The following is a 26,300-nucleotide window of genomic DNA, read 5'->3' as shown; positions in this document are numbered from 1 at the left end:
GGCGGCCATCTGATGGCGGATGCCGTGATCGAGCACCGTGTGCTCTCCGACAAGCTCGGGGTCGACATCGACCCCGAGCTTCTGTCGGTTGCGCTGACACACCGCTCGTTCGCCTACGAGAACGGCGGGATCCCGCACAACGAGAGACTGGAGTTCCTCGGGGATTCGATCCTCGGTCAAGCGGTGACGGTGCACCTGTTCGTGACGCACCCTGAACTGGAGGAGGGTGCCCTGGCCAAGCGCCGGGCGAGCGTGGTCTCCACCGTCGCTCTCGCCGAGGTCGCCCGCGGTATCGACCTGGGCGCGCACCTGCGTCTCGGACGCGGTGAGGATCAGACCGGCGGGCGCGACAAGGACTCGATCCTCGCCGACACGATGGAAGCGGTCATCGGCGCCACATTCCTCTCCTCCGGGCCGGAAGCGGCCACGGCACTCGTGCTGCGCCTCGTCGAGCCGCTGATGGCGGACCCCGACCGCTACGGCGCCGCGATGGATCCGAAGACGAGCCTCCAGGAGCTCGCAGCGCGGCTCACCCTCGCGCCGCCGTCGTACGTGATCACCGCCGAAGGCCCCGATCACAATCGCGTGTTCACCGCGACGGTGAGCGTCGGCGAGGCGTCTGCGGCGGGCGTCGGGTCCAGCAAGAAGCAGGCGGAGATGGCTGCGGCGCTGACGCTCTGGCGCCTTCTCAGCGATCGTGCCTGAGCTTCCCGAAGTCGAAGTCGTCCGCGCTGGACTCGCCCCGGCGCTTGCCGGCGCCCGCATCATCGGGGTCGATGCGCGGGACCCGCGAGCGCTGACGCGCCACGACGGCGACGCCGTCTCGTTCGAACGCGAACTGGTAGGTCGACGGGTGGCGAGTGTGGCGCGGCGCGGGAAGTTCCTGTGGATGCCGTTGGCTCCGGCATCCGCTACGGCCCGTCGTGCGATCATCGCCCACCTCGGGATGAGCGGTCAGATGCTGCTGCGTGCTCCGGGCGCGCCTGCGGAGCGTCACGAACGCGTGCGTATCGATATCGATCACCCTGAGCACGGAGAGCTCGCCGTGGTTTTCTCCGACCAGCGGACCTTCGGATCCCTCGCGATCGACGAACTGGTGCCCACCGCCGACGGCCATGCCGGCGGGTGGGGGAGCGCCGAGGCGCTCGTTCCCTCGCAGGTCGCCCACATCAGGCGAGACCCGCTCGATGACGCCTTCGATGACGCCGCCGTCCGGGATCGCGTGCGGACGAAGCGTTCCGCGATCAAACGCGTGCTTCTCGATCAGACCGTGCTCAGCGGCGTCGGGAACATCTACGCGGATGAGGCGCTGTGGGCTGCGCGGATCCACCCCGAGTCGCCCGCCGCTGCCCTCAACGAGCGCGACGTGACCCGCCTGTTCGCCGAGGTGCGCGCCGTGCTGCTGAAGGCCCTGGCCGAAGGCGGAACCAGCTTCGACGCGCAGTATGTGAATGTCAACGGTCAGGCCGGCTACTTCGCTCATTCGCTCAACGTCTACGGCAGGGACGGCTTGCCTTGCCCGCGATGCGGACGTCCCATCGTGCGCGCATCGTTCATGAACCGGTCCAGCCACTACTGTCCACGCTGCCAGCGGCTTAGCTGAGACTCTTCTGTCACTCGCCGGCACAGGACGCCGGCGTGAACCCGATGGCCTCGTTGATCACGAGCATCGGTCGATTCTCCTCGGCGTTGTAGGTCTCGACGTGCGTCACCTGCGGAAAGAGCTCGCGCAGGCGCGCGAGGGTCGCGCACTTGACCCACGTGCCCAGCCGTCGACCGCGATGTTCCGCGCGTACGAGCGTGTCGTTCTGGTGCGCGATCGTCGGATCGGCCGGTGAGACGTTCAGCTCCTTCAGCGCGACGAGCACTCCTGGCGGCTCATGCCGCACCGCCCCGATCAGGCGCCGCACACCGCCGACGGCGTCGTGTGCCTCGATGCGTGCGATGCGCTCGGCATCCCACTCTCCGTCTTCGACGTCGACGTTGCCCGAGGGGGCGTCGGTGGCCATTCGCGACTTGAGGTCGGCCAGCGCGGGCGCAAGAGCTGCGGGCGTGGGCGAGAGCCAGAACAGGTAGCGATAGTCGTCGCCGGCGTGGGTGCGCGCACGCGCGCAGAGCGCATCCGTGTGAAAGGCAGTGGACCTGAGGTCGAGGGCGCTCTGACGATAGACCTGCTCCAACCGGAACCCCCGTCGCCGTGCGAACATCGCCGTCGCATCGCGGGGCACGGTTCCGAATCCGGTCGATGCCCGCAGGCCCGCACCGCCGGAATGCCTGTGTTCGGTCCAGGACTGCAGCACCGAGCGGCCCAGCGCGGCAGCGATGGCCTCGGCCTCGCGCAGCAGACGCGTGCCGATGCCCTGACGGAGGTGTTCTGCGTGCACACGTACCATCACGCCCGCGGTCCGAGACTGCGCATCGGGGAGATGATCGACGCTCGCCGTACCGAGGATGAGGCCGTTGCGCTCCGCGAGACGTCCGATCACCGGGCGATCCGACTGATCCTGCCACGCGGCCAGAACCTGAGGGAGCGTCAGGTCATAGGCGCTCGAGCCATGCACGTGAGCGGCGTGCGCATTGCGCAATTGCCGCACCGCCTCGAGGTCCACGATCTCCGGCGCATCGATCGAGTGCGGTACCCGGATGGAGCGGACGGTGACATCGATCACGTCAGCACCTTCTTCCATGCCCCGTTGTAGGCGACGGGCACGAAGCCGATTCGCTCGTTGATGTCGAGCATCGGCCGGTTCTCCTCCGCGTTGTAGGTGATGACCTTCGGCGACTGCGGGGCGACGTCGCGGCGCCACGTCTGCAGGCCCGCGCACTTGACGAGCTGTCCGAGCCGATGGCCTCGGTGCTCGCGAAGCACCAGGGTGTCCTCCTGGTGACTCGGACCGGTCGCATCGGTGCCGAGGACGAGCTCGTTGAACGCCACCAGGTGACCGCTGTCGACATGCTGGGCCGCGGTGACGAGTTTGGTGCGGCCGGACTCGACGTACTTGGCGTCGTGGCGAGCGACCCGCTCGGCATCCCAGTTCTCCTCGTCGAAGTCGAGATCGGCGCTTGGTGCGTCCGTCGACATGCGGGACTTCATCCAGGCGTAAGGCTCGACGTGCGCCACCGGCGTCACGCCCTGCCATTGGACGACGCGGTATCCGCCCGATGCCGTCACGGCCTCGGTGAGCAGGCGCTCGATCTTCGTGTCGGCGCCCGCGAGGATCAGCTCGCTCTGACGCTCGATCTGTTCCAGGGTGTAGCCGTGGCGCAGGTAGAAGCGCGCCGCATGGTCGCGCGGAATCGTTCCGTAGCCGGTGGGTGCACTCATCCGCTCGCCGTCGGCATCCGGATGCTGCGCCCACGACTGCAGGATCGTGCGATCGTGTTCGCGTGCGGTCTGCTCGATCAGGGCGTAGCCGGCGGATCCGATGCCGCGCCCGTGGTGCGAGCGGAGCAGTTCGACAAGCCAGAAGGCGGTGCGAGATCCGTCTTCCAGCGGCAGATCGACGCCGACGCGACCGACGAACTCGCCGTCGACGATCACCGCCCACGCACGACGGATCTCGTTCGGATCCGGCTGGTAATGCGGCAGCAGTTCTTCCGGCGTCATCGCGTCGTCGTCGTTGCCGGCGATCTCGCGATAGACGAGGTTGCGTACACGGGTGAACTCGCGGAAGTCGGCGGCGTCGCCGGCATCCATGGAGGCAGGGATCGTGAGGGGGCGGAACTGGAGTCCGGGAATCGCGGTGGTCATGAGATGTCCTTGAGATGCGGCCGGGGCGTCGCGGTCGGACGCCCCGGCCCGGGGCGGATCAGAGGTACGGAAGGATCTGTCGGCGACGTTGCCATTCGAGCTCGCGCTGCTCGCGCTCGCGCTCGGCGAGACGGATGCGGCGGCGTTCGGGATCGTTGGCGTGCAGGACCGACGCGATGAAGGTATGCATCGTGGTGCTTTCGGTGGGTGCGCGCGAATGCGCGGCGGGCAGAGTGAGAGGCCGGGCTACGGCGGGGGCACACGCGACGAGAAGACGTGGGTGCCGGAAGGCTGTGTGCGAGAGCGAACTCGGACCTCGACGAGGCGAGGGCGGAGTTCTCCTCTGATCGCGTCAGCAGGCGCCGCGGAAGGCGTCGAAGGAGACGGCCCCCGCGGGCTCACGGAACCAGAAGGAACGCATCGCGGATGCGATGCGGCCGGTGGCGTTCATACGAATCATGTCGGGGACCTCCTTTCTCGACTTCAGACGCGATCTGTGACGATAGCGGGTGTTCTCGACGCGCGTCAAGCGAGGATCCGCGTGTCGTTCCGCTAGCGTGGGTGGACGATCACCCAGGAGGACCCGCGGATGCACCTGAAGAGCCTGACGCTCAAAGGCTTCAAGTCGTTCGCGCAACCGACCACTTTCGCGCTCGAGCCCGGCGTCACCTGCATCGTCGGTCCGAACGGTTCCGGCAAGTCGAACGTGGTCGATGCCCTCGCGTGGGTCATGGGGGAGCAGGGCGTGAAGACCCTTCGCGGCGGCAAGATGGAGGACGTCATCTTTGCCGGCACCTCCACGCGTGGCCCGCTCGGCCGTGCCGAGGTGCAGCTGACGATCGACAACAGCGACGGGGCGCTGCCGATCGAGTACAGCGAGGTCACGATCAGCCGCACGCTGTTCCGCAACGGAACCAGTGAGTACGCGATCAACGGTGCAAGCTGCCGCCTGCTCGATGTGCAGGAGCTGTTGAGCGACTCCGGGCTCGGGCGCGAGATGCACGTGATCGTGGGCCAGGGCCGTCTGGACAGCGTGCTGCAAGCGAGCCCCGAGGACCGTCGCGGCTTCGTAGAGGAGGCCGCCGGCATTCTGAAGCATCGTCGACGCAAGGAGAAGACTCTTCGCAAGCTCGAAGCGATGGAGGCGAATCTCACGCGACTCAGCGACCTTGCCGGAGAGCTGCGTCGACAGCTGAAGCCGCTCGGCAAGCAGGCGGAGATCGCTCGCGAGGCGGCGACGATCGCGGCAGTGGTGCGTGATGCCAAGGCCCGCCTGTTCGCTGATGAACTGGTCGGTCTGCGTGCGCAGCTCGCCGACCACGCCCGCACCGAGCAGGAGCGCAGCGCCGAGCGCCTCGTGCTGCAGGATCAGTCGGAGCAGCTGAAGCTGCGCATCGAGGCGCTGGAGGCACAGCAGCGCTCGGAAGCCGTGGATGCGGCGCGGGCGGTCGCCTTCGGTTTGGAACGCGTGCAGGAGCGACTGCGCGGTCTCTTCTCGCTCGCGGGCCAGCGTCTCGCTCTGCTCGAAGACGACGGCACGCTCGGGATCGAGGTCGCCACGGTCAGCCAGGCCGCGATCGACGAGGCACGGGCCGATATCGATGAGATCTCGGCCGGACTCGGAGGCGCCCAGGATGCCGCGGAGGCGGCCGCGCGCGACGTGATGCGGGCACGTGCCGAACTCGACGCGCTCGACTCCGACATCGCCGCCCAGAGCGCGCTCGTGTCCGCGCACGACATGCGCATCACGAAACTCCGCGGAGCCGCAGATGCCGCAGCATCCCGGCTGGAGGCCGTGCGCGCGGGCGTCGAACGCCAGCAGCGTGCGCTCGACGCGGCCCTGGCGCGGCGCGCAGAAGCGGAAGAGGCACTCGCAGGGGTCGATCCCGAACTGGTGACCGAGGGATCCTCTGCCGAGCACGCTGCCGCTTACGAGCGTGCGCAGCACGACGCCACCGCCGCCGAGAACGAGGTCGGGGCGATCCGTGAGCGGCTTCACGCCGCCGAACGCGAACGCGAATCGCTCACGGCGCAGACCGCGGCGCTCGGACGGGCGCTGGATGTCCGCAACGCCGCGGCCGAGATGATCGCGGTCGGAGGCGCCGGCATCCGCGGCCTGGTCGGCGACGCGCTCAAGGTGCGCTCGGGATACGAAGCGGCGATCGCCGCCGCGCTGGGTGCGCTCGCGGAGGGCCTGCTCGTCGACGACATCGACGCGGGTATCGCCGCCGCTCGCGCTGCGCGCGACGCCGATCTCGGACGGCTCGACATCACGATCGCCGACGTGGAAGCGGGCGCGCCGGCGGCGGCGATCCCCGAGGGAGCGATCGCCGCTGCGGAGGTGGTGACTGCACCGGCCGGCATCCTCGGCATCCTCGCCCGTGTCCTGATCGTCGACGACCTCGATTCCGCGCACGCCGTTCGCCGCAGGATCATCGACGTTCCGGATGCCGCGACGACGATCGTCACGCGTGCGGGCGAGCGGGTGACGTCCTACACGATCCACGCCGGCTCCGGGGCCGGACGCTCGCGGCTGGAGTTGGCGGCGGAGCGAGATGCCGCCGCCGAACGCCTCGCGGAGATCACGGTCGTCGCAGACTCGCTCCGCGAGGCTCTCTCGGACGCCCAGACGACCTGGAACGACGCACGGGCGCGGACGAAGGATGCGCTTCAGAGCCTGCGCGAACACGATGCCGCCCTGGCGGCGCACACCGAGCAGGTCAACCGCGCCACCGTGCGTCATGAGGCAGCCGTCGCGGAGTGCGAGCGGTTGGAGGCCGGGCTTGCTCAGGCGTCGTCCGCGGTCGCGGATGCCGAGAGAGCAGCACGCGTCGCCAACGACGCCTTCGAGGGTGCCCAGCAGGCTCCCCGTCCCATCCTGGACGCCTCCGCGCGTGACGGTCTGCTCGACGCTCTGGAGAGTGCGCGCGACCGCGAGATGCGCGCACGTCTGGATGTCGAGACGCTGCGCGAGCGCGTGCGCGCCGGAGAGGGACGTGTCGATCAGCTCGTGCGCCAGCGGGAACGTGAGCGCGCGGCGGCGGCGGAGGCCGCCCGTCGCGCCGTGATCCGTCGTGCACAGCGGGCGCTCGCGGCCGAGGTCGCAGATGCGCTGCCGCCGGTACTGGACTCGGTCGATCGTTCGGTCACCCAGGCACGCGTGGAGCTTCAGCTCGCCGAGCAGGCACGCACCGCGCTGACCGCCGAACTGACCTCACTGCGCGCCGAGGAGGCGACCGCGCGCGAGCGGCTCGGGCGACTCACCGAAAGCGTCCACGGACTCGAGTTGCAGATGCACGAGAAACGCCTGCACGTCACGAGTGTGCTGGACCGCGTCCGATCCGAGTTGAGCCTCGACGAACATATTCTGGTTGCGGAATACGGCCCCGACGTTCCTCTGCCCCCGGACGAAGGCGAAGAGGGCGTGGTGTACGACCGGGCGGCGCAGCGCAAGAGACTGCAGGATGCCGAGCGCAAGCTCGGCCAGCTCGGGCGCGTCAATCCGCTCGCGCTCGAGGAGTATGCCGCGCTCGAGCAGCGGCACGCGTTCCTCACCGAGCAGCTCGCCGATCTCGTGCAGACGCGCTCCGACCTGCAGACGATCATCGCGGATCTCGACGAACGCATGCAGACCATCTTCCTCGGGGCCTTCGAAGACACGCGCGTCGCTTTCGGCGAGGTGTTCCCGATTCTGTTCCCGGGCGGCTCCGGCAGCATCTCCCTGACCGACCCGGACAATCCTCTGACGACGGGGATCGAGGTCTCGGTGCGTCCGGTCGGCAAGAAGATCGAGCGTCTGTCGCTGCTGTCCGGCGGAGAGCGCTCTCTCGCCGCCGTCGCGCTGCTGACCGCGATCTTCATGGCGCGACCGAGCCCGTTCTACATCCTCGACGAGGTCGAAGCCGCCCTCGACGACGCCAATCTCGGCAGACTGCTCGGCGTGTTCGAGAAGCTCCGCGCGTCCAGCCAGCTGATTGTGATCACCCATCAGAAGCGCACGATGGAGATCGCGGACGCGCTCTACGGGGTCTCGATGCGGCAGGACGGCGTTTCCGCGGTGGTCGGTCAGCGCGTCCGCGAACGCGCCGACGCGTGATCCCCAGAACGCCGGCGTACGTCGCGGCGAGAGGGGTGGAGCGCGCCGACCCGTAGGCTGAAGTCATGGCGGAGAACTCCTGGTCGCTCGGCCGCGCTCTGCGCGGCATGTTTGTGAAGCCGACGATCGACGACAACACGTGGGACGATCTGGAAACGGCACTGCTTACCGCCGACTTCGGTCCTGACATCACCGAGCGGATCATCGACGAGCTCCGAGAGAAGGTCGAGCGGTTCCGCACGACGGATCCGCGTGACCTCCAGCGGATGCTCAAAGAGACTCTCGAAGAGCATTTCGCGAAGTTCGACACGACGCTCCGGCTCACCGAGCGCCCTGCGGTGGTCCTCGTCGTGGGAGTCAACGGCGTCGGCAAGACGACCACGATCGGCAAGTTCGCGAAGTTCCTCCAGCGCTATGGTCGTTCCGTCGTCGTCGGCGCCGCCGACACCTTTCGCGCTGCGGCCGTCGATCAGCTGGCCACGTGGGCAGAGCGGGGGGGAGCTGCGATCGTCCGCCCCCAGCACGAGGGCCAGGACCCGGCATCGGTCGCCTTCCAGACCATCGACTACGCCAAGCAGAACGGTGTCGAGATCGTCCTCGTCGACACCGCCGGACGCCTCCACACGAAGGGTGGGCTCATGGACGAGCTCACGAAGATCCGCCGCGTCATCGAGAAGCAGGCGCCCATCAGCGAGGTGCTGCTCGTTCTCGATGCGACCACGGGGCAGAACGGCGTCATGCAGGCCGAGGCCTTCCTCCAGCACGCCGGCGTCACCGGTCTCGTGATCACGAAGCTCGACGGTTCGGCCAAGGGCGGCTTCGTTCTCGCCGTTCAAGAACGCACCGGCATCCCCGTCAAGCTCCTCGGCCAGGGTGAAGGCATCGGTGACCTCACCGGCTTCACCCCGCACGTGTTCGCGTCCGCGCTCGTCGACTGATGGCGCGGCGGGGTCGCGCACGGACGCCGAGGATGGTTGCATAGGGTCATGGCGATCGAGCACGACTACTTCGGGCTGTTGGAGTCCGGGCCGGACGGATCCATCTTCTGGTCCGAGGTCGTCGACTTCGCCGACCAGCGGGTCACCGTCGATCTGACCGCACCCGATCAGGACGACGTCTCCGCTGCCGCACTCGATGTCGCGGCCGCCTTGATCCATGCGCTGGAGCAGATCGACCTGCAGGCCCGCAACGCGATGGTGGCCGAGCTCGACGACCGTACCAGCGAGGTCACCGAGTACCTCCTTCAGCAGCAGGAGGCGCTGGGAGAGGATCTGGAAGACGTCCTCGTTGACATCTCCGGCGACACGCACATCGACATCATCCGGTCGCTGCAGCTCGTGAGCATGACGATCCTCGCCGACGAGCACGGTGGAACGGATCCCTTCGCCGTCCTCGAGTACGCCCTCGACCCCGACGCCACCGATGAAGTGCTGCTGGTGAACCTGACCAGCGACGGCGACGTGCAGTCGGTCACCAGCGCCGACTGACCGTCGTCCGCGGTGCTGCGCGCCTTACACCGCTTGCGCGAAGCCGAGCTCGGTGTCGGCGAGGTGCGACAGGTGTGCCGGGATCTCCCGCCCCTTGGCGACCATCGACTGGGCCCACAGTCGCCCCGCCCGGTAGGACGATCGAACCAGGGGACCGGCCAGAACACCGAGGAAGCCGATCCGCTCTGCCTCCTGCTTGAACGCCACGAACTCGTCCGGCTTCACCCACCTCGCAACCGGAAGGTGCCGAGGCGAGGGCCGCAGGTACTGAGTGATCGTGATGATGTCGGTGCCGGCCTCGTGCAGGTCCTGGAGGGCCTGGATGACCTCCTCCGGCTCCTCGCCCATGCCGAGGATGAGGTTCGACTTCGTGATCAGCCCTGCGGCTCGCGCCTGCGTGAGCACGTCGAGCGAGCGCTCGTACCGGAAGGCGGGCCGAATGCGCTTGAAGATGCGGGGAACGGTCTCGACGTTGTGCGCGAAGACCTCGGGACGAGCCGCGAACACCTCATCGAGGAGACGAGGCTCCCCGTTGAAGTCCGTGGCGAGCAGTTCGACGCCGGTTCCCGGATTGACGGCATGGATCTGCCGGATGGTCTCGGCATTGAGCCAGGCGCCGCCATCCGGGAGGTCGTCGCGCGCGACGCACGTGACGGTGGCGTAGCGCAGCTGCATCCGACGCACGCTGTCGGCGACGCGTCGCGGCTCGTCCGTGTCGTAGTCGGCCGGCTTGCCGGTATCGATCTGGCAGAAGTCGCAGCGCCGCGTGCACTGCGACCCACCGATCAGGAAGGTGGCCTCCCGATCCTCCCAGCACTCGTAGATGTTGGGACATCCCGCTTCCTGGCAGACCGTGTGCAGCCCCTCTCCCTTCACGAGCGACTGCAAGGCCTGGTACTCGGGTCCCATCTTCGCCTTCGTGCGAATCCACTCGGGCTTGCGCTCGATCGGTGTCTGCGCATTGCGCACCTCAAGCCGCAGGAGCTTGCGCCCTTCCGGCGCGTTCGCGGGACCGGCATCAGCCCCGCCCGGCGTGACCCCGCAGGCGCTCATGCGGCGACCTCCCCGGACGCGGCGAACGATGCGCGGAAGGCATCGGCGACCGTGTCGAGCACAGCGGCGGGAGAGACGTCGCGACCCAGCACCTCGCTGATGGTCGTCACCCCGGCATCCGAGATGCCGCACGGCACGATCTGGGAGAAAGGACGAAGCGAGTTGTCGCAGTTGAGGGCGAAGCCATGCATCGTGACGCCGCGCTGGACGCGGACGCCGATCGCTGCGATCTTGTCCTCGGAGAGCGGGCGGCGCACCCAGACGCCGGAGCGTCCCTCGACGCGGTAGCCGTCGACGCCCAGCGTGTCCAGCACGTCGATGAGGATCTGCTCGAGCCGGCGCACGTGGGCGACGACGTCCACGGGTTCGGTGAGTCGAACGATCGGGTAGCCGACGAGCTGGCCGGGTCCGTGCCACGTGATCTTGCCGCCGCGGTCCACATCGACGACCGGCGTACTGTCGGTGGGCCGTTCGTTTCGCGCCGTGCGCGCACCCGCGGTGAAGACGGCCTCATGCTCCAGGAGCAGCAGCGTGTCGGGGCGCTGCCCGGCGACGACGTCGGCGTGGATCTCGCGCTGTAGCGCCCATCCATCGGTGTAAGGGACGACGTCGGGCGCGAGGCCGACGGTCTGCACGTCGAGCATGGTGGGCTCCTTCGCGGGGGAGTTCGAGGTTTGTGTACCGCGTCCAACAATACGCCACGCTACAGTGGGCAGATGTCCTCCGGCCGCCCGCGCGCCACGTCGCGCTCCACGATCGCGGAGGCGGCGACAGAGCTCTTCCTCGAACGCGGGTTCGCCGAGACGACGATCGCCGACATCACGCAGCGCGCCGGCGTGAGCCGCTCGAGCTTCTTCAACTACTTCTCGTCGAAGTCCGCGGTTCTGTGGGCCGCGCTCGATGACGCCATCCACAGCGCGGTCGAGGCGCTGCGCGCCGGCGCAGCGCCGAGCGCTGCCCTGCGCGCGGCGGCCGTCCACATCCAAGCCGACAGCCTCGCGCTGGCCATCATCCACGGCTCCGTGATGGGTCTGTCGGACGAGCTCGCCGACGAGCGTGCGATCCGCACCGGGATCCTCAGCCGTGCCGTGTCCGACAGCCTGGTGTCCACAGGCATGGCGCGCCTCGAGGCCGACGTGCACGCCGCTGCGCTGTCCGCCGCCGTCTTCGCCGCCATCTGGGCCTGGGCGGCGTCCGACGCGCCCCGCCCCGCCCTCAGCGGACTGGTCGACCGCGCGCTCGGGGCCGCCGGCGCGTCACGATGATGCACGACGGCGACCAGAGGCCGCGGCGCAGAGCCGGCTGAGGGGATTCCCGTAGAATCGGGGCATCATGGCGACTTTCGGCACCCTCAGCGACCGGCTGACAGAGACTTTCCGCAACCTTCGCACGAAGGGCAAGCTCACCCCCGCCGATGTCGACGGGACCGTCCGTGAGATCCGGCGCGCCCTGCTGGATGCCGACGTGGCGTTGGTCGTCGTCAAGGACTTCACGGCGAAGGTGCGCGAGCGCGCCCTCGGCGACGAGGTCAACCGGGCCCTCAACCCTGCCCAGCAGGTCGTGCAGATCGTGAACGAGGAGCTGGTGGCCATCCTCGGCGGGCAGCAGCGCCGACTGCAGTTCGCCAAGAACCCGCCCACGGTCATCATGTTGGCCGGCCTCCAGGGCTCGGGAAAGACGACCTTCGCCGGCAAGCTCGCCCGGCAGCTGGAGAAGGACGGGCACACCCCGCTCCTCGTCGCCGCCGACCTCCAGCGTCCGAACGCCGTCAACCAGTTGCAGGTCGTCGCCCAGCGTGCCGGCGCCGCGATCTACGCACCCGAACCGGGCAACGGCGTGGGTGACCCGGTGCGCGTCGCGCGCGAGGGCGTGGAGACCGCCCGCCGCCAGCAGCACGACGTGGTGATCATCGACACCGCCGGCCGGCTCGGTGTGGATGCCGAGCTTATGAAGCAGGCGGCGGACATCCGCACGGCGACCAACCCCGACGAGGTACTCTTCGTCATCGACGCGATGATCGGACAGGATGCCGTCAACACGGCCAAGGCCTTCCAGGATGGCGTCGACTTCACCGGCGTGGTGCTGAGCAAGCTCGACGGCGACGCGCGTGGTGGCGCGGCACTCTCGGTGGCGTCCGTGACGGGTCGCCCGATCATCTACGCATCGACCGGCGAGAACCTCGAGGACCTTGAAGCGTTCCATCCCGATCGCATGGCCAGCCGCATCCTCGACCTCGGCGACATCCTGACGCTCATCGAGCAGGCGCAGCAGGCGTTCGACGAGGAGGAGGCACGCAAGGTCGCCGAAAAGCTCGCGACCGAGCAGTTCACCCTGGAGGACTTCCTCGAGCAGCTTCAGCAGATGAAGAAGATGGGCTCGATGAAGAAGATGCTCGGCATGCTCCCTGGCATGGGCCAGATGAAGCAGCAGCTCGAGAACTTCGACGACCGTGAGATCGATCGCACCGAAGCGATCATCCGCTCCATGACCCCCGGCGAGCGTCGCAACCCGAAGGTTCTCAACGGCTCGCGGCGACTTCGCATCGCGCGTGGATCGGGAATGACCGTCACCGACGTCAATCAGCTCGTGCAGCGCTTCGAGCAGGCCGCGAAAATGATGAAGACCGTCGCTCGCGGCGGTGTGCCCAACATCCCCGGGATGGGTCCGATGGGCGGCAAGCCCGGCGCGTCCAGCAAGCGCGGCAAGCAGAAGTCGCAGGTGGGCTCACGATCGGGAAACCCCGCCAAGCGTGCCGCCGAGAACGCGGGACTCGCCGCCGCCCACACGGGCGCCCCGACGGGCTCGGGCTTCGGACTCGGTGCCGCCGCGACGCCGCCGAGCGAAGCCGATCTCGCCGAGATTCAGAAGCTGTTCGGCAAGAACTGAGCGTTCACAGGACGATTCCCGCATCGTCCAGCGCTGCCTCCACGGCGTCACTGAGGACGATCTGCCCGTCGCTGTTCGGGTGTTCGCCGTCCCACTGGAGCAGTTCCGGTCGGCCTCGCAGAGGTTGACCGAGAGAGAGGAACACGCCGTCGTCGTCGGCGACGGCGCGTTGCAGCGCATCGGTGGACCACCCGATCGCGTCGGGCTCATCCCAATCCAAATGCCACAGCGTCGCGATCCCGATCAGCTGCGCGTCCGGCAGTGCGGCGCGCAACTCGTCGACCGTCGCGCGCGTCGACGCGTCGATGTCATCCTGCGAGGCGCCGCTGTCGTTGTCCGAGGACTGGATGAGCACGACCGCGGGGTGCAGGGCGATCGCCTGCTGAACGAGACCGGCATAGTCATCGCCGCAGTCGCCGGTGATCGTGAACCCCGCACCACTGCATCCGAGGTTCAAGATGTCCGCGCCCGTGTCATGGGCGACCAGAGCCGGCCACGATTCGTCGGCGTCGAGACCGAGACCAGCCATGATCGAATCGCCGATCGTGACCACGACGCCGCCGCTGGCGCGCGGGGGCGGCGTCGCGGCGTCGACCGCGGCCACCGACAGTGAATCTGCCGGGGACGCGGGAACGCTCCGACCCGGCGCCGAGGCGCTGCATCCCGCCATGGTCACCACCGCGATGCCGGCGACGGCAACGCGAATCGCGATCATCGGGGGGAACCTGCGGGCGGACACCACGTCACTCTACGTCGGGCGGGATATGAAAGCCCCTTGTCCGAGACCTGCTCTTGTCGGGAGCCGATCACGGCGCCGGCGCGAGCCCGACGGCCGCCCTCAGAGAAGGCGGGAGGCGAGATGTTCGTGCAGCGTCGGGCCCGCCCGGAATTCTCTGATCAGGTGGTGGACCACGGCGCGAAGATCTCCGTCGGCGGCATCGGCGACCAACAGCTGACGCGCCGAGCTGCCGCCCTCGTCGAGGATGGTCCCGACGCCGGCGAACTCGCGAGCGCAGTGCAGGTCGCCGGCGACGTCGGCCAGGGCATCGATCGTCTCGCGCAGGTGCTCCGACACGGGGCGCTGCGTGCCGTCCCTGTCGACGATGACGCGCGCCTGGGTGCCGTAGCGCGCCGCGCGCCATTTGTTCTCCCGGACGAACCACGGCTGCAGCGTGGGCAGCTCGCGTCCGGCATCCAGCTCGCGCGAGAAGTGCTCGACGAGGACCTGGACCAGCGCGGCCACCGCTGCCAGCTCCGGCAGCGTGGACATGCCGTCGCATGCGCGCACCTCGATCGTGCCCCACTTCGGAGCCGGACGGATGTCCCATCGCACCTCGGTGGCGTCCTCCATCACACCCGTGCGCACCATGTCATCGAGGTACGCCTCGTACTGCGACCACTCCGTCAGCGGCCACGGCAGCCCGGCGGTGGGAAGCTGCTGGAACACGAGCGCGCGATTGGACGCGTACCCGGTGCGCTCACCAGCCCAGAACGGACTCGACGCCGACAGTGCCTGGAGGTGGGGGAGGTACGCGGTGAGCGCTCCGATGATCGGGAAGACCTTGTTGACGTCCTCGACACCCACGTGGACGTGGATACCCCAGATCATCATGTTTCGCCCCCACCACTGCGTGCGTTCGATGAGCTTGTGGTATCGGGTCTTGTCGGTGACACTCTGCTCGTACCACTGCGCGAACGGGTGGCTGCCCGCGCAGAGCAGGGCAATGCCGCGCGGGTCGGTCGCGGTACGGATCTCGGCGATCGCGTCGGCGATGTCGTCGATGACCGCCGCCACGGTGTCGCCGACACCACTGGTGACCTCGATCGTGTTGGTCAGCAGCTCGCCCGTGATCGTGTGACGCTCGAGGGCGGCTCCGCCGCCGACGGCTGCAAGGATCTCCGGAGCGCGCGGGACGAGATCACCCGTGCGCTCGTCGGCGAGCATCAGCTCCCATTCGACGCCGACAGAGGAACGGCGGGATGTCGCGAAGGGCACCGTCATGGGCACAGTCTGACACGCCAACAGCGATGGTTCGCGGCATCCGTCACGATCTGGCAAAATAGGACGCTGGACCGTCCGCTCGACCCTCTATCCGGCGAACACGTCCACCCTAGAGCCTCCGCCGGGTGTGCACCCCACAGCCCGAGCGTCGTTCATCACCTCACAACAGCATTCAGGAGAATTGTGGCTGTCAAGATTCGTCTCAAGCGCCTCGGCAAGATCCGCGCCCCCTACTACCGCATCGTCGTCGCCGACTCGCGCACCAAGCGCGACGGTCGCGTGATCGAGGAGATCGGCAAGTACCACCCGACCGAGGAGCCCTCGTTCATCGAGGTCGACTCCGAGCGTGCGCAGTACTGGCTTTCGGTCGGCGCTCAGCCCACCGAGCAGGTCGCCGCGCTGCTCAAGCTCACCGGTGACTGGGGCCGCTTCAAGGGCGACGCCGACGCCGTGTCCATCGTGAAGACGGCGGCGACCAAGGAAGAGTTCCAGGTCGACGCCGCCAAGAAGTCGGTCATCAAGCCCAAGGCGGAGAAGAAGGCTGAAGAGCCCGCCGCCGAGGCTGCCGAGGTCGAGGCTCCGGCCGAGGCCGAGTCGACCGACGCAGAGTAAGTCCGTTGCTCTCCGCCGCGCTCGAACACCTCGTCAAGGGGATCGTCGATCACCCTGACGATGTCACTATCCGTTCCTCTTCGTCGCCGCGAGGCGACGTGCTCGAGGTGCACGTGCACCCCGATGATCGAGGTCGGGTGATCGGGCGCGGCGGACGCACGGCCAAGGCCCTGCGGACGCTCGTGTCGGCCCTGGCCGACGGCGCACGCGTGCGTGTCGATGTCGCGGACGACTGAGATGGCTGCTGCAGGACCAGCGCGCACCCAACTGCGCGTCGGGCGTCTCGTGAAGGCCCATGGCCTGAAGGGCGCCTTCAAGCTCGAGCTCTACACCGACGATCCCGACGGCCGTTTCGTGCCCGGAGCTGTCTTCACGCTTCAGGTGCCGGAATCGTCGCCGTGGCACGGCAAGACCGTCACCGTGCGCGAGTTCCGGTGGATGAACTCCCACCCGGTCGTCTTCTTCGAAGATGTCGAGGACCGCACGGCCGCCGAGAGCATGGTGCGCGCGATCCTGTGGGTCGATCAGGACGAGAACCCCTCCGCAGAGGAGGACGCCTGGTACGACCACCAGTTGGTGGGCCTCACCGTACTGCGAGATGGCACCGATGTCGGCCGAGTCGTTCGCGTCGACCACCTTCCTGCGCAGGATCTCCTCGTCGTGCGCACGCACGAAGCGGAGGCCGAGATCCTCGTCCCCTTCGTCTCGGCCATCGTGCCCGACGTCGATGTCGCCGCGGGAACCGTGACCGTCACCCCGCCCGCCGGACTCTTCGAGGAGCTGCCCGGCGATGGCGACGATCGTGAGCCGTCGACGTCGGATGAGGATGACGACGACGCGGATCCCCCCGCCGCCGACTCCGAGGTCTGACGTGCGGATCGACGTCGTCACGATCTTTCCCGCATTCTTCGACGTCCTGGAGGTCTCGCTTCTCGGGCGCGCCCGCGATGCGGGCATCCTCGACGTGCGTGTCCACGACCTGCGGGACTTCACGCATGACCGCCATCGCACGGTCGACGACACACCGTACGGCGGGGGCGCGGGCATGGTGATGAAGCCCGAGCCTTGGGGGCAGGCGCTGGACGCCATCGCCGCAGACGCCACCGAGCCGATTCGGTTCGTCTTTCCCTCGCCCGCGGGTGCGGTCTTCACACAGGCGGCGGCGCGCTCCTGGGCGGCCAGCGGAGAGCATCTCGTCTTCGGATGCGGCCGCTACGAAGGCATCGACGAGCGGGTGTTCTCGTACGCGGCGACTCTGGGCGAGGTCAGTCTGACCAGCATCGGAGACTACGTCCTCAACGGCGGCGAGGTGGCGGCGATGGCGATGATCGAGGCCGTCGGCCGCCTGATTCCCGGCGTCGTCGGCAATCCCGAGAGCCTCATCGAGGAGTCCCACGAAGACGGCCTGCTGGAGTACCCCTCCTTCACGAAGCCCGCGGCGTGGCGCGGGTACGACGTTCCGGACGTGTTGCTCTCGGGCCATCACGGCCGTGTCGCCGACTGGCGCCGAGAGCAGCAGATCGAGCGCACCCGCGCGAGACGGCCGGATCTTCTCCCGGACTGACCGCGTCCCCACCGGCGGCCGCGCCGCCACCGGCGGCCTCAGTCGACGCCGAGGAACGAACGATCGGTGAGGATGATCGGACCGTCGGCGGTGATCGCGACGGTGTGCTCGGCGTGCGCGCCGCGTGAACCGTCGGCGCTGCGCAGCGTCCAGCCGTCCGGGTCGGTGACGAGCTCGTCGGTGGTCTGCAGGAACCAGGGTTCGAGGGCCAGCACGAGACCCGGACGCAGAGGGTAGCCGCGACCCGGCTTGCCGTCGTTGGGGACGTGCGGGTCGCCGTGCATCGTGCGTCCGACGCCGTGGCCGCCGAAGTCGGTGTTGATCTGGTACCCGTCGGCGTGCGCGACCTCGGCGATGGCGTGCGAGATGTCCCCGATCCGCCCCTCCGTGGTGGCGGCGCCGATCGCGGCATCCAGGGCGCGCTGTGTCGTGTCGATGAGGGCGAGGTCCTCGTCGCGAGGCGTCCCGACGATGAACGAGACGGCCGAGTCGGCGACCCAGCCGTCGACGGCGACGGCGAAGTCCAACGTCACCAGGTCGCCGTCGCGCAGCGCGTAGTCGTACGGCAGGCCGTGCAGCACGGCATCGTTGACCGACGTGCAGATCACCTTTCCGAAGGGGCTCGCGCCGAACGAGGGGTGGTAGTCGATGTAGCACGATTCAGCGCCTGCCCGCCGGATCAGGTCGTGCGCACGGCGATCGATGGTCAGCAGATTGGTGCCCACCTTCGTCTCGTCCCGCAGCGTCGCCAGAGTCTCTGCGACGAATCGCCCCGCGGGACGCATCGCCTCGATCTCGGCGGGAGTGCGCAGTTCGATCATCGTGATCCTTTCGTCAGGATCCATTCTGTCTGACCGGCGTAGCATCGAAGGTATGTGGCTGCGTCAGACGTTCTTCCGGTGGCTGATTCCGGCGGCGTTCGTGCTGCCGTTGTGGCTCGTCGTCGGCTGGATCGTCTTCGGCGCCAGTCCCTGGGCGCTGCTGTGGGTTCTGCTGTCGGCGCCGATCGTCTTCGTCTGGCAGCTGGTGCTCGCTCTGCTCGTGCGCGCCCGCGGAACCGTCCGCGCCGAACGTGCCGTCTCGTGGACGGATGCCGGCCTCATCGGAGCCTGGCATGTGCTCGTCGTCGCGCTGGGCATCTTCGACGGTCGGTGGTGGTGGCCCACGCTGGCCGTGACCATCGTCCTCGGTGTCGTCGCACTGTCGTCGGCGCTGCGGCAGCTGTGGCGCGAGACGGGGCCGAGCGTCTCGATCCTGCGCACTGCCAGCGGGGTGGGCTACGTGCCGCCCGCGCGCCCTGAGCACACGGGTGGGTCGAATCCCGAGGAGATCATCGTCATCCGCGAGAACACGCCGCCCGGATCGTGAGACGCCGGTTTTGATGCGCTCGTCATCCATGGCAGAATGGCTGTTTGTGCCCTGAACAGGCTCTGCCTCAGGGGAGTACGGCGCCGGCAACGGATGCCTCGGGCACACGATACCTTTCCCAATCCCCATCTCGCGATCGACCTGTGGCGGTCGCAGGAAGTGACGATCATGCAGATTCTCGACGCCGTCGATGCGGCTTCGCTGCGCAGCGACATCCCCGTCTTCGCCCCCGGCGACACCGTCAAGGTGCACGTCAACATCACCGAGGGCAACCGTTCCCGTATCCAGGTCTTCCAGGGCGTCGTCATCGGCCGCTCGGGAGACGGCGTTCGCGAGACCTTCACGGTCCGCAAGATCAGCTTCCAGGTGGGCGTGGAGCGCACGTTCCCGGTGCACAGCCCGACGATCGACCACATCGAGGTCGTCACCCGTGGCGACGTCCGCCGCGCGAAGCTCTACTACCTGCGGAACCTCCGCGGCAAGAAGGCCAAGATCAAGGAGAAGCGCGACCGCTGACGCGCTCTCGCCTCGGATGCCCCGGACCCTGCGGTCCGGGGCATCTGTCGTCCGCACGCCACGGCGCATCCCGTCGGATGCGCGCTGCGCACAGCCGGCATGTGCGACCCTTGAGAGACGGCACAGACGGGTGCCGGGACCGAAGAAAGACAGGCATGAGCTCGGACAACACAACGGCCCCGGATACGGTGCTTCCCTCCCGTCAGCGCCGACGCCGCGGCGTCTGGCTGCTTCTGCGCGACGTGCTGGTGATCGTGGTGATCGCGGTGGTCGTCTCGTTCGTCATCAAGACCTTCCTGGTGCGCTCCTTCTACATTCCGTCGGGCTCGATGGAACAGACGCTGCTCATCAAGGACAGGATCCTCGTCGACGAGCTCACGCCGCGTTTCGGGGGGTACCAGCGCGGTGACGTCGTCGTCTTCCGCGATCCCGGCGGATGGCTGCCGCCGGCGCCGGCGACCCCCGCCCAGCCGCCCCTGGCGCAGGCCGCCGATTGGCTGCTTTCACTCGTCGGCATCACCGCCTCGGATAGCGATGAGCACCTCATCAAGCGGATCATCGGCGTGGGCGGCGATCACGTCGTCTGCTGCAACGCGATCGGTCAGGTCACGGTCAACGGGACACCGATCGATGAGACCCCCTACCTGAATCTGGCTCCCGGCCAGAGCGCGCCGCAGCCGGTACCGTTCGATGTCGTCGTACCGCAGAACTCGCTCTGGGTGATGGGCGACAACCGCGACCACTCCCGCGACTCGCGCTACAACATGGATCAGCCCAACAAGGGGTTCGTGCCGTTGGGCAACGTCGTCGGGCGCGCTTTTCTCATCACGTGGCCGTTCGACCGCTTCGGCACCATCGACGGGCACCATGCCGTCTTCGCGGGGGTGCCGGCCCCCGGCGCCGGATGAGTGTCGTCACGCCGCGGCTGACCGTCGAGCGGCGCCTGCTGCGCGAACACGAGATCGTCATCGCGTGCGACGAAGTCGGCCGGGGTGCGCTCGCGGGCCCCGTCGCCGTCGGAGCCGCGGCGCTCGGACCGGCGGCGGCCCGACGGCGGATTCCGGAGGGGCTGCGCGATTCGAAGCTCGTGGCCGCGCATCGTCGGCACGATGTCGCCGCACGAGCCGCCGCCTGGCTCGACGCCTCCGCGGTCGGCTGGGCGAGTTCCGCCGAGATCGACGAGGTCGGGATCATGCGGGCGCTGGGCCTGGCGGCCCTGCGTGCACTCGGCGAGCTACGCGCACAGGGCTTCGTCCCCGACGACGCGATCGTCATTCTCGACGGCAATCACGACTACATCACCGCCTCAGGCGGGTCGGGTCTGCGCGTGCATCCGATCATCAAAGCCGACCGCGACTGCGCATCGGCCGCCGCCGCCTCGGTCGTGGCGAAGGTCGCCCGCGACGACCTGATGATGCGCCTGCACGAAGAGCACCCGGTCTATCTCTGGGAGCGCAACAAGGGCTACGCCAGCCTCGAGCACCGCAGCGCGATCCGTTCGCACGGTCTGAGCCCCCATCACCGGGCGTCGTGGGCCATCGCCGACGCTCCCACACTGTTCTGAGCGGATGCGGCGGCATCCGCTCGGCTCCTCCGGCCGCATAGGATGGGACCACCATGGACGACGAGGGCTTTGACGACTACGACCGCGAACTCGAGCTGGCGCTGTACAAGGAGTATCGCGATGTCGTGTCGCAGTTCGCTTACGTGATCGAGACGGAGCGACGCTTCTACCTCGCGAACGACGTGAACGTCGTGCGTCGCGACACCGAGCACGACTTCTATTTCGAGATCTCGATGACCGACGTCTGGGTGTGGGACATCTACCGCGCGGACCGCTTCGTGAAGTCGGTGCGCGTGCTCACGTTCAAGGACGTGAACGTCGAGGAGATGCAGCGCAGGGACTTCCAGCTTCCTGACGAGCTCGCCCTCGACTCCTGACCTCTCCACCTGCACGTCGACTCTTCCTCCCCACCGCACCGTTGAGCGGGCCTGTCCACCGACTGGCTGACATGGCACGATGCGCGGTCGAAGCGGGGGCACGCTCTCTTCCATGGCAGCCAAGGACGAGCGTGGACGGTCGGGGGAGCAGAGAGCGGCGCAGTATCTGAGCGAGGCGGGGTACACGGTCCTCGCCCGCAACTGGCGTTGCGCGTTCGGAGAGATCGACATCGTCGCCCTGCGCGGCGAGGAGGTCGTCATCGTCGAGGTGAAGTCTCGACGTTCCGACGCGTACGGCCACCCGTTCGAGGCCGTCGATGCGCAAAAGCGCGCCCGTCTGTGGCGTCTGTCCACGACGTGGGCGGCGGCGCACCCCGCCGCCGCCCGTGGTCGCCGCCTCCGCGTCGACATCATCGGTGTCACGGGCCGCGACACCGCGACGGCGCGCATCGAGCACCTCGAGGATGTGCGATGACGGTCGGCAGGACGTGGGCGGTGGTGCTGACGGGGCTGCACGGCGATCTCATCGAGGTCGAGGCAGACCTGTCGAGTCAGACGCCGGCCTTCGTCATCATCGGGCTCGCCGACAAGGCGATCGGCGAGGCACATCAACGGGTGCACAACGCCTGCGCCAACAGCGAGCTGCCGCTGCCGCGGCGCAAACTCACCGTCAACCTCTCACCGGCGAATCTTCCCAAACAGGGCTCCGCCCTCGATGTCGCGATCGCGATCGCCGCGCTCGCGACCGAGCACGCCCTCGATCGCGACTCGCTCGCGCAGACGGCGCACATCGGTGAACTCGGACTCGACGGCCGGCTGCGGCCCGTCCCCGGCGTGCTGCCGGCGGTGGCGGCCGCGGCCCGGATGGGGATCCGCAAGGCGGTCGTACCCTTCGCGAACCGGGAGGAGGCCGCCCTCGTCGAAGGAGTCGAGGTTCTGGGGGCCGTCAGCCTCCGCGACGTAGCACGCTGGCACGGCCTCGACATGGACGAGGTGCCACTCGAACCCGTTCCGCACCCGGCTGCGGGCGGCGCTCGTGGCCACGCCGACGTTCCCGATCTCGTCGACGTCATCGGGCAGGCTGACGCCGTCGACGCGCTCACGGTGGCCGCCGCGGGTGCACACCACCTGTTGATGAGCGGCCCGCCCGGAGCCGGCAAGACGATGCTGGCGCGGAGATTGCCCGGCATCCTTCCCGGCCTCGATGACGAGGATGCCGTGCAGGCCGCGTCGCTGCGGTCGCTGGCCGGCGAACCCGTCGACACACTGTGTCGCACGCCTCCCTTCGAGGCACCTCATCACAGCGCGAGCGCGACGGCGTTGATCGGAGGCGGAAGTCGCGCCGTGCGCCCGGGCGCCATCGCCCGCGCGAGCGGGGGCGTCCTCTTTCTCGATGAGGCCGGCGAGTTCGCCCCGCACGCGCTGGACGCGCTGCGCCAACCACTGGAGTCCGGCATGATCGAGATCCACCGGGCCGGCTTCCGTGCGGTGTTTCCGGCGCGGTTCCAGCTGGTTCTCGCAACCAACCCCTGCCCGTGCGGCAACTACGGGGTGCCGGCCGCTGAGTGCACGTGTCCCTCGCTGGCGATCCGGCGCTACCTCGGCAAGCTCTCAGGGCCACTCCGCGACCGCATCGACATCGAACTGGGACTGCGGCGCGTGTCGAGCGCGCAGCCGGGGACGGCGGCCGGGGCCACGACGTCGGCGCAGGTCCGGGAACAGGTCGGTGCCGCGCGCGAGCGCGCCCGCCATCGCCTCCGTTCCACTCCGTGGGCCACGAACGCCCAGGCGTCCGGTCCCTGGCTGCGCAACGGTCCTCTCGCCCCGGATGCTGACATCCGCCGTCCGCTGGACGCTGCTCTGCAACGCGGATCGCTGACACTGCGCGGCTACGACCGCGTGCTGCGAGTGGCTTGGTCGGTCGCTGATCTCGCCGGTCACGATCGGTTGCGCGCGGCCGATATCGGACGGGCGCTGTACCTCAAGAAGGGTGTGGGCTTATGAGCCTCGTGCCTGACGCCGGTGTCTCCCGCACAGCCCTTCGCGGGCTGGTCGGTGACGGGGTCTCCGACGACGAGGCGCGCACCGCGTACGCCGCAGCGATCTGGTCGACGCTCGTCGAGCCGGGCGACGGGACGGCCGGTGCGCTGATTGCGCACTACGGTGCCGCCGAGGCGCTGGAGCGTGCCGTGGGCGAAGCCACATCGGGCCTCGGCGGTGGCGCCGGCGTGACCGAGGAGGATGTTCGTGCTGCGCGCGCCCGATGGCTGCCCCGCCGTGGCGAGGTCGACCGTGTGCTGGCAGCCGCTCGCCGAGCGGGAGCTCGGCTCCTCGTGCCGGGCGAGGAGGTCTGGCCGCGCGCGCTCGATGACCTGGGTGTGCACGCACCCGTCTGTCTGTGGGCTCGGGGCGACGTCCGCGCGCTGTCGAGTTCTGCCACGCTGGCGCTCGTCGGCGCGCGGGCCGCGACGGCGTACGGCACGCACGTCGTGACGGAGCTCGCCGCGGACTCTGCGGCGAGGGGGGTCGTCGTGGTCTCCGGGGCGGCCTACGGCATCGACGGAGCGGCACACCGCGGCGCGTTGCGCGCCGACGGCACAACGGTCGCCGTGCTGGCCGGCGGAGTGGACCGGCCCTACCCGGCCGGTCACGATGACCTGATCGCGGCGATCGCGACGTCGGGGCTGGTGCTCGCCGAAGTGCCCTGCGGCACAGCGCCGACCAAGTGGCGCTTCCTCGCGCGCAACAGGGTGATCGCAGCGTTGGCGGGTGCGACGATCGTCGTCGAGGCTGCCCACCGGAGTGGGGCATTGAACACCGCTCACCATGCCGCCGCGCTCGGACGCGCCCTCGGCGCCGTTCCAGGGCCTGTGACCAGCGCCGCATCCGCCGGCTGCCACCGGCTCCTGCGCGAGGCGGACGCGGTCTGTGTGACCTCCGCCGCCGATGCGTGGGAGCTCTTGGGGATCTCTGGCGACACAGCCGACGAGCCTGATCCCGGCGACGGCGGGCGTACCGATGAGCGCACGCGAGTACTGGACGCGCTGAGCGGTCGTCGGGCGCGCGCGACCACGGAGGTCGCGCGCCTGTCGGGCCTCTCCGTCGCTGAGGCGAGCGGGATCCTTGCGCTACTCGAACTGGATGGACGTGTCGAGCGCAGCGGCGACGGATGGCGACGCCGGTCGGAGCCGCGACCCGCGCGACTGTGGTGACGAGCGGTGCCATGCGAACCGCGGTACGAGCCACGCACTGCGGTGTGCCGCCCGCCGCGCACCCTCGAGACGAGGGATGCTGGTCTGGTGAGACTCTCCGAAGCAGCCGACGCCTACACGCGCGAGCTCTCGGACGTACGGCGGCTGTCCGCGGCGACGGTGCGCGCGTACGCGGGGGATCTGCGCGATCTCGTCGCGGTGATCGGAGACCGCGATCTGGCGGATGTCGATCTGGAGCATCTGCGGGAATGGCTGTGGACCGCGACACGACGCGGCGACGCACGGGCGACACTCGCGCGGCGCACAGCAGCCGTGCGCGGCTTCTTCGCGTGGGCTCGGCAGACGGCGCGCCTCGAGGTCGACCCTGCGCTGCGACTGGTGGCCCCGCGCCGGGGGCGCTCCTTGCCGAAGGTGGCGACCGCGCCCGCCATGACCGCCGTGCTGACGGATGCCGAGACGCGCGCGCACGGCGGCGATGCCATCGCGTTGAGGGACGCCGCGCTCGTCGAACTTCTCTACGCCTCCGCTCTTCGCGTGTCCGAACTCTGCGGGACGGATGTCGACGACATCGATCGCGAGCGCCGCACGGTCCGTGTCGTGGGTAAGGGCAGCAAGGAGCGTGTCGTGCCGTACGGCGCTCCTGCCGCTCACGCTCTCGACGCCTATCTGGCGCGCGGTCGTTCCGTGCTCGTGGGACGCGGCTCCGGAACGGCGGCGCTGTTCGTCGGAGCCCGCGGCGCACGGCTGGGCGCGCGTTCCGCCTACGACGTCGTCTCGCGCGTCGTCTCCCCGACGGTCGGGCAGAGCGTCGGTCCTCACACGCTGCGCCACTCCGCGGCCACTCATCTGCTCGACGGCGGCGCCGACCTGCGCACCGTGCAGGAGATGCTCGGTCATGCCAGCCTCGGAACCACCCAGATCTACACACATGTCTCGGCGGAGCGACTGGCGGCCGCCTACCGGCAGGCGCATCCTCGCGCGTGAGTGCGCCGCGGGCCTGCTCTCGTGAAGACCCGCGCGCCCGCTGTCGATGCCCCCGTCATCGCGGCGTCTGTGCTCACCGGCTGTCCAGATGAGGCCGCCAGGGTCGCCGGCCACACCTATCCCGGCTGTTGAGCGGGCTCGCAGCACGGAAGCAGTACGGCCCGCGGCACCTCGCCCAACAGCCGCAGCGGATTGAGATAGACGTCGTCTCTCCGCGCTCCCAGGTGGATCTCGCCGGGCGCCGTGTGACCGCCCGTCGCCACGGTGCCCACCTGTTCACCCCGTTGCACACTCGTCCCCACCGGCACGATCGCGCTGACGGGCTCCATCGTCGAGACCAGTCCATCGCCGTGGTCGATCGTGATCAGCGGTCGATCGACGACGACGCCGGCGAAGGCGACGACGCCGTCGTCGGGAGCCCGTACGTCCGCACCGACTGCGCTGGCCAGATCGATGCCCCGGTGTCCGGGGCCGTATGCATGAGCGGGCGCTCGGTAGGCGACCGTGATGCGCGGCGGCGAGACCGGCCACGACCACCGCGCAGACGCCGCGCCGGCGCGCCCACTCGCCGGACGCAGCTCATGCCCGTCCGCCCCGGCGGCACCGGATGCACCGGAGACGACGGCGAGGGTCACCGCCAGCACCGTGCCTGCCACCCGGAGCACGCGTTTCACCATGCGACGTTGTCGATCTGCGTTCATCGCTCCACCCTCGCGGCCGCCTTCCATCCACGGCGGCCGCGACGGGCATCTGTGGGCGGCCGACGTCAGCGAGCGTCGGGGGAGGAGGCGCTGCGGCTGATACACTTGCTGAGCACCCCGCTGGTCG

Annotated in this window: 29 protein-coding genes; 20 read left to right on the top strand and 9 right to left on the bottom strand. The window is 68.9% G+C overall.

The window, feature by feature from the left end; all coding sequences use genetic code 11:
• Positions 1 to 12 precede the first annotated feature (12 nt).
• Together rnc and mutM are read left to right on the top strand one after the other, a co-directional pair.
• Positions 13 to 705: a ribonuclease III gene (gene rnc / locus JOE53_RS07110; protein WP_204947258.1), complete on the top strand. Its 693-nt coding sequence runs from the start codon at positions 13 to 15 to the stop codon at positions 703 to 705.
• The gene (gene mutM / locus JOE53_RS07105) at positions 698 to 1,603 is read left to right on the top strand and encodes a bifunctional DNA-formamidopyrimidine glycosylase/DNA-(apurinic or apyrimidinic site) lyase (RefSeq protein WP_204947257.1); all 906 of its coding nucleotides are present in this window, start codon (positions 698 to 700) and stop codon (positions 1,601 to 1,603) included. The genes rnc and mutM overlap by 8 nt, the downstream gene beginning before the upstream one ends.
• Positions 1,604 to 1,613: 10 nt before the next feature.
• On the opposite strand, the gene JOE53_RS07100 is transcribed toward mutM, so the two are convergent.
• From JOE53_RS07100 to JOE53_RS14970, 3 genes are read right to left on the bottom strand one after another with little or no spacing between them, the layout of a single operon-like run.
• Complete coding sequence (locus JOE53_RS07100) at positions 1,614 to 2,669, bottom strand: GNAT family N-acetyltransferase (protein ID WP_204947256.1); 1,056 nt, start codon at positions 2,667 to 2,669, stop codon at positions 1,614 to 1,616.
• Positions 2,666 to 3,751, bottom strand: coding sequence for a GNAT family N-acetyltransferase (locus JOE53_RS07095; RefSeq protein ID WP_204947255.1), 1,086 nt, complete (start codon positions 3,749 to 3,751; stop codon positions 2,666 to 2,668). Before JOE53_RS07095 ends, JOE53_RS07100 begins: the two co-directional genes overlap by 4 nt.
• A 58-nt stretch (positions 3,752 to 3,809) precedes the next feature.
• A complete protein-coding gene (locus JOE53_RS14970) occupies positions 3,810 to 3,941 on the bottom strand; it encodes a hypothetical protein (RefSeq protein WP_255266054.1) in 132 nt (43 codons plus the stop codon).
• 399 nt (positions 3,942 to 4,340) lie between these two features.
• On the opposite strand from JOE53_RS14970, the gene smc reads away from it, so the two are divergent.
• From smc to JOE53_RS07080, 3 genes are all read left to right on the top strand, one after another.
• Positions 4,341 to 7,847 (top strand): chromosome segregation protein SMC, encoded by a 3,507-nt coding sequence (gene smc, locus JOE53_RS07090; RefSeq protein WP_036285315.1) that lies wholly within the window; start codon positions 4,341 to 4,343, stop codon positions 7,845 to 7,847.
• A 65-nt stretch (positions 7,848 to 7,912) separates the two neighbouring features.
• Complete coding sequence (gene ftsY / locus JOE53_RS07085; protein WP_036285318.1) at positions 7,913 to 8,785, top strand: signal recognition particle-docking protein FtsY; 873 nt, start codon at positions 7,913 to 7,915, stop codon at positions 8,783 to 8,785.
• 48 nt (positions 8,786 to 8,833) lie between these two features.
• Positions 8,834 to 9,334 (top strand): DUF2004 domain-containing protein, encoded by a 501-nt coding sequence (locus JOE53_RS07080; RefSeq protein WP_036285320.1) that lies wholly within the window; start codon positions 8,834 to 8,836, stop codon positions 9,332 to 9,334.
• 24 nt (positions 9,335 to 9,358) lie between these two features.
• Here JOE53_RS07080 and lipA read toward each other — a convergent pair whose 3' ends face one another.
• Positions 9,359 to 10,387 (bottom strand): lipoyl synthase, encoded by a 1,029-nt coding sequence (lipA, locus tag JOE53_RS07075; RefSeq protein WP_051498726.1) that lies wholly within the window; start codon positions 10,385 to 10,387, stop codon positions 9,359 to 9,361.
• Positions 10,384 to 11,031, bottom strand: a complete 648-nt coding sequence (lipB, locus tag JOE53_RS07070) for a lipoyl(octanoyl) transferase LipB (RefSeq protein WP_036285323.1) — start codon at positions 11,029 to 11,031, stop codon at positions 10,384 to 10,386. The genes lipA and lipB overlap by 4 nt, the downstream gene beginning before the upstream one ends.
• A 72-nt stretch (positions 11,032 to 11,103) precedes the next feature.
• Between lipB and JOE53_RS07065 the strand changes: the two genes are divergently transcribed.
• On the top strand, positions 11,104 to 11,652 hold the full coding sequence (locus tag JOE53_RS07065) for a TetR/AcrR family transcriptional regulator (protein ID WP_036285326.1): 549 nt from the start codon (positions 11,104 to 11,106) through the stop codon (positions 11,650 to 11,652).
• Between the two features lie 67 nt (positions 11,653 to 11,719).
• Positions 11,720 to 13,273, top strand: a complete 1,554-nt coding sequence (ffh, locus tag JOE53_RS07060) for a signal recognition particle protein (RefSeq protein ID WP_204947254.1) — start codon at positions 11,720 to 11,722, stop codon at positions 13,271 to 13,273.
• 4 nt (positions 13,274 to 13,277) lie between these two features.
• Here the strand turns inward: ffh and JOE53_RS07055 are convergent, their stop codons facing one another.
• A complete protein-coding gene (locus tag JOE53_RS07055) occupies positions 13,278 to 13,988 on the bottom strand; it encodes an SGNH/GDSL hydrolase family protein (RefSeq protein WP_204947253.1) in 711 nt (236 codons plus the stop codon).
• A gap of 123 nt (positions 13,989 to 14,111) precedes the next feature.
• Entirely contained in the window at positions 14,112 to 15,275 is a 1,164-nt protein-coding gene (locus JOE53_RS07050) for a glutamate--cysteine ligase (protein WP_036285335.1), read from the bottom strand.
• A gap of 183 nt (positions 15,276 to 15,458) precedes the next feature.
• On the opposite strand from JOE53_RS07050, the gene rpsP reads away from it, so the two are divergent.
• From rpsP to trmD, 4 genes are read left to right on the top strand one after another with little or no spacing between them, the layout of a single operon-like run.
• Positions 15,459 to 15,887: a 30S ribosomal protein S16 gene (rpsP, locus tag JOE53_RS07045; protein ID WP_036285337.1), complete on the top strand. Its 429-nt coding sequence runs from the start codon at positions 15,459 to 15,461 to the stop codon at positions 15,885 to 15,887.
• A gap of 5 nt (positions 15,888 to 15,892) precedes the next feature.
• Complete coding sequence (locus JOE53_RS07040; RefSeq protein ID WP_061683697.1) at positions 15,893 to 16,123, top strand: RNA-binding protein; 231 nt, start codon at positions 15,893 to 15,895, stop codon at positions 16,121 to 16,123.
• Position 16,124: 1 nt separating this feature from the next.
• A complete protein-coding gene (rimM, locus tag JOE53_RS07035; protein ID WP_061683698.1) occupies positions 16,125 to 16,757 on the top strand; it encodes a ribosome maturation factor RimM in 633 nt (210 codons plus the stop codon).
• A 1-nt stretch (position 16,758) separates the two neighbouring features.
• Positions 16,759 to 17,451 carry a tRNA (guanosine(37)-N1)-methyltransferase TrmD gene (gene trmD, locus JOE53_RS07030; protein WP_061683699.1) on the top strand — a complete coding sequence of 231 codons (693 nt, stop codon included), beginning with the start codon at positions 16,759 to 16,761 and terminating at the stop codon, positions 17,449 to 17,451.
• Between the two features lie 38 nt (positions 17,452 to 17,489).
• Here the strand turns inward: trmD and map are convergent, their stop codons facing one another.
• The gene (map, locus tag JOE53_RS07025) at positions 17,490 to 18,272 is read right to left on the bottom strand and encodes a type I methionyl aminopeptidase (protein WP_061683700.1); all 783 of its coding nucleotides are present in this window, start codon (positions 18,270 to 18,272) and stop codon (positions 17,490 to 17,492) included.
• A gap of 52 nt (positions 18,273 to 18,324) precedes the next feature.
• Between map and JOE53_RS07020 the strand changes: the two genes are divergently transcribed.
• From JOE53_RS07020 to JOE53_RS06980, 9 genes are all read left to right on the top strand, one after another.
• A complete protein-coding gene (locus tag JOE53_RS07020) occupies positions 18,325 to 18,819 on the top strand; it encodes a hypothetical protein (protein WP_061683701.1) in 495 nt (164 codons plus the stop codon).
• A gap of 168 nt (positions 18,820 to 18,987) precedes the next feature.
• Positions 18,988 to 19,335 carry a 50S ribosomal protein L19 gene (rplS, locus tag JOE53_RS07015; RefSeq protein ID WP_036317132.1) on the top strand — a complete coding sequence of 116 codons (348 nt, stop codon included), beginning with the start codon at positions 18,988 to 18,990 and terminating at the stop codon, positions 19,333 to 19,335.
• Positions 19,336 to 19,490: 155 nt separating this feature from the next.
• Positions 19,491 to 20,243 carry a signal peptidase I gene (lepB, locus tag JOE53_RS07010; protein ID WP_204947252.1) on the top strand — a complete coding sequence of 251 codons (753 nt, stop codon included), beginning with the start codon at positions 19,491 to 19,493 and terminating at the stop codon, positions 20,241 to 20,243.
• Positions 20,240 to 20,899: a ribonuclease HII gene (locus JOE53_RS07005; RefSeq protein ID WP_204947251.1), complete on the top strand. Its 660-nt coding sequence runs from the start codon at positions 20,240 to 20,242 to the stop codon at positions 20,897 to 20,899. The genes lepB and JOE53_RS07005 overlap by 4 nt, the downstream gene beginning before the upstream one ends.
• A gap of 53 nt (positions 20,900 to 20,952) precedes the next feature.
• Positions 20,953 to 21,276, top strand: coding sequence for a DUF2469 family protein (locus tag JOE53_RS07000; protein WP_005050243.1), 324 nt, complete (start codon positions 20,953 to 20,955; stop codon positions 21,274 to 21,276).
• 112 nt (positions 21,277 to 21,388) lie between these two features.
• Positions 21,389 to 21,751 carry a YraN family protein gene (locus JOE53_RS06995; RefSeq protein WP_061683704.1) on the top strand — a complete coding sequence of 121 codons (363 nt, stop codon included), beginning with the start codon at positions 21,389 to 21,391 and terminating at the stop codon, positions 21,749 to 21,751.
• Positions 21,748 to 23,280 (top strand): YifB family Mg chelatase-like AAA ATPase, encoded by a 1,533-nt coding sequence (locus JOE53_RS06990; RefSeq protein WP_061683705.1) that lies wholly within the window; start codon positions 21,748 to 21,750, stop codon positions 23,278 to 23,280. The genes JOE53_RS06995 and JOE53_RS06990 overlap by 4 nt, the downstream gene beginning before the upstream one ends.
• A complete protein-coding gene (gene dprA / locus JOE53_RS06985; RefSeq protein WP_204947250.1) occupies positions 23,277 to 24,488 on the top strand; it encodes a DNA-processing protein DprA in 1,212 nt (403 codons plus the stop codon). Before JOE53_RS06990 ends, dprA begins: the two co-directional genes overlap by 4 nt.
• Before the next feature lie 87 nt (positions 24,489 to 24,575).
• A complete protein-coding gene (locus JOE53_RS06980) occupies positions 24,576 to 25,472 on the top strand; it encodes a tyrosine recombinase XerC (RefSeq protein WP_204947249.1) in 897 nt (298 codons plus the stop codon).
• 116 nt (positions 25,473 to 25,588) lie between these two features.
• On the opposite strand, the gene JOE53_RS06975 is transcribed toward JOE53_RS06980, so the two are convergent.
• Positions 25,589 to 26,116, bottom strand: coding sequence for a peptidoglycan DD-metalloendopeptidase family protein (locus tag JOE53_RS06975; RefSeq protein WP_204948188.1), 528 nt, complete (start codon positions 26,114 to 26,116; stop codon positions 25,589 to 25,591).
• Between the last annotated feature and the right edge of the window lie 184 nt (positions 26,117 to 26,300).

The sequence above is a fragment of the Microbacterium laevaniformans genome (assembly GCF_016907555.1).
Lineage (GTDB): Bacteria > Actinomycetota > Actinomycetes > Actinomycetales > Microbacteriaceae > Microbacterium > Microbacterium laevaniformans.
The sequence above is the reverse complement of the archived record's forward strand: the minus strand, read 5'-3'. Positions and strand labels throughout refer to the sequence as shown.

Coding starts and splice junctions, on each gene's coding strand:
- rnc (WP_204947258.1), top strand. CDS start 13: ATGGCGGATGCCGTGATCGAGCACCGTGTGCTCTCCGACAAGCTCGGG.
- JOE53_RS07095 (WP_204947255.1), bottom strand. CDS start 3,751: ATGACCACCGCGATTCCCGGACTCCAGTTCCGCCCCCTCACGATCCCT.
- JOE53_RS14970 (WP_255266054.1), bottom strand. CDS start 3,941: ATGCATACCTTCATCGCGTCGGTCCTGCACGCCAACGATCCCGAACGC.
- smc (WP_036285315.1), top strand. CDS start 4,341: ATGCACCTGAAGAGCCTGACGCTCAAAGGCTTCAAGTCGTTCGCGCAA.
- ftsY (WP_036285318.1), top strand. CDS start 7,913: ATGGCGGAGAACTCCTGGTCGCTCGGCCGCGCTCTGCGCGGCATGTTT.
- JOE53_RS07080 (WP_036285320.1), top strand. CDS start 8,834: ATGGCGATCGAGCACGACTACTTCGGGCTGTTGGAGTCCGGGCCGGAC.
- lipA (WP_051498726.1), bottom strand. CDS start 10,387: ATGAGCGCCTGCGGGGTCACGCCGGGCGGGGCTGATGCCGGTCCCGCG.
- lipB (WP_036285323.1), bottom strand. CDS start 11,031: ATGCTCGACGTGCAGACCGTCGGCCTCGCGCCCGACGTCGTCCCTTAC.
- JOE53_RS07065 (WP_036285326.1), top strand. CDS start 11,104: ATGTCCTCCGGCCGCCCGCGCGCCACGTCGCGCTCCACGATCGCGGAG.
- ffh (WP_204947254.1), top strand. CDS start 11,720: ATGGCGACTTTCGGCACCCTCAGCGACCGGCTGACAGAGACTTTCCGC.
- JOE53_RS07055 (WP_204947253.1), bottom strand. CDS start 13,988: ATGATCGCGATTCGCGTTGCCGTCGCCGGCATCGCGGTGGTGACCATG.
- JOE53_RS07050 (WP_036285335.1), bottom strand. CDS start 15,275: ATGACGGTGCCCTTCGCGACATCCCGCCGTTCCTCTGTCGGCGTCGAA.
- rimM (WP_061683698.1), top strand. CDS start 16,125: ATGGCTGCTGCAGGACCAGCGCGCACCCAACTGCGCGTCGGGCGTCTC.
- map (WP_061683700.1), bottom strand. CDS start 18,272: ATGATCGAACTGCGCACTCCCGCCGAGATCGAGGCGATGCGTCCCGCG.
- JOE53_RS07020 (WP_061683701.1), top strand. CDS start 18,325: ATGTGGCTGCGTCAGACGTTCTTCCGGTGGCTGATTCCGGCGGCGTTC.
- rplS (WP_036317132.1), top strand. CDS start 18,988: ATGCAGATTCTCGACGCCGTCGATGCGGCTTCGCTGCGCAGCGACATC.
- lepB (WP_204947252.1), top strand. CDS start 19,491: ATGAGCTCGGACAACACAACGGCCCCGGATACGGTGCTTCCCTCCCGT.
- JOE53_RS07005 (WP_204947251.1), top strand. CDS start 20,240: ATGAGTGTCGTCACGCCGCGGCTGACCGTCGAGCGGCGCCTGCTGCGC.
- JOE53_RS07000 (WP_005050243.1), top strand. CDS start 20,953: ATGGACGACGAGGGCTTTGACGACTACGACCGCGAACTCGAGCTGGCG.
- JOE53_RS06995 (WP_061683704.1), top strand. CDS start 21,389: ATGGCAGCCAAGGACGAGCGTGGACGGTCGGGGGAGCAGAGAGCGGCG.
- JOE53_RS06990 (WP_061683705.1), top strand. CDS start 21,748: ATGACGGTCGGCAGGACGTGGGCGGTGGTGCTGACGGGGCTGCACGGC.
- dprA (WP_204947250.1), top strand. CDS start 23,277: ATGAGCCTCGTGCCTGACGCCGGTGTCTCCCGCACAGCCCTTCGCGGG.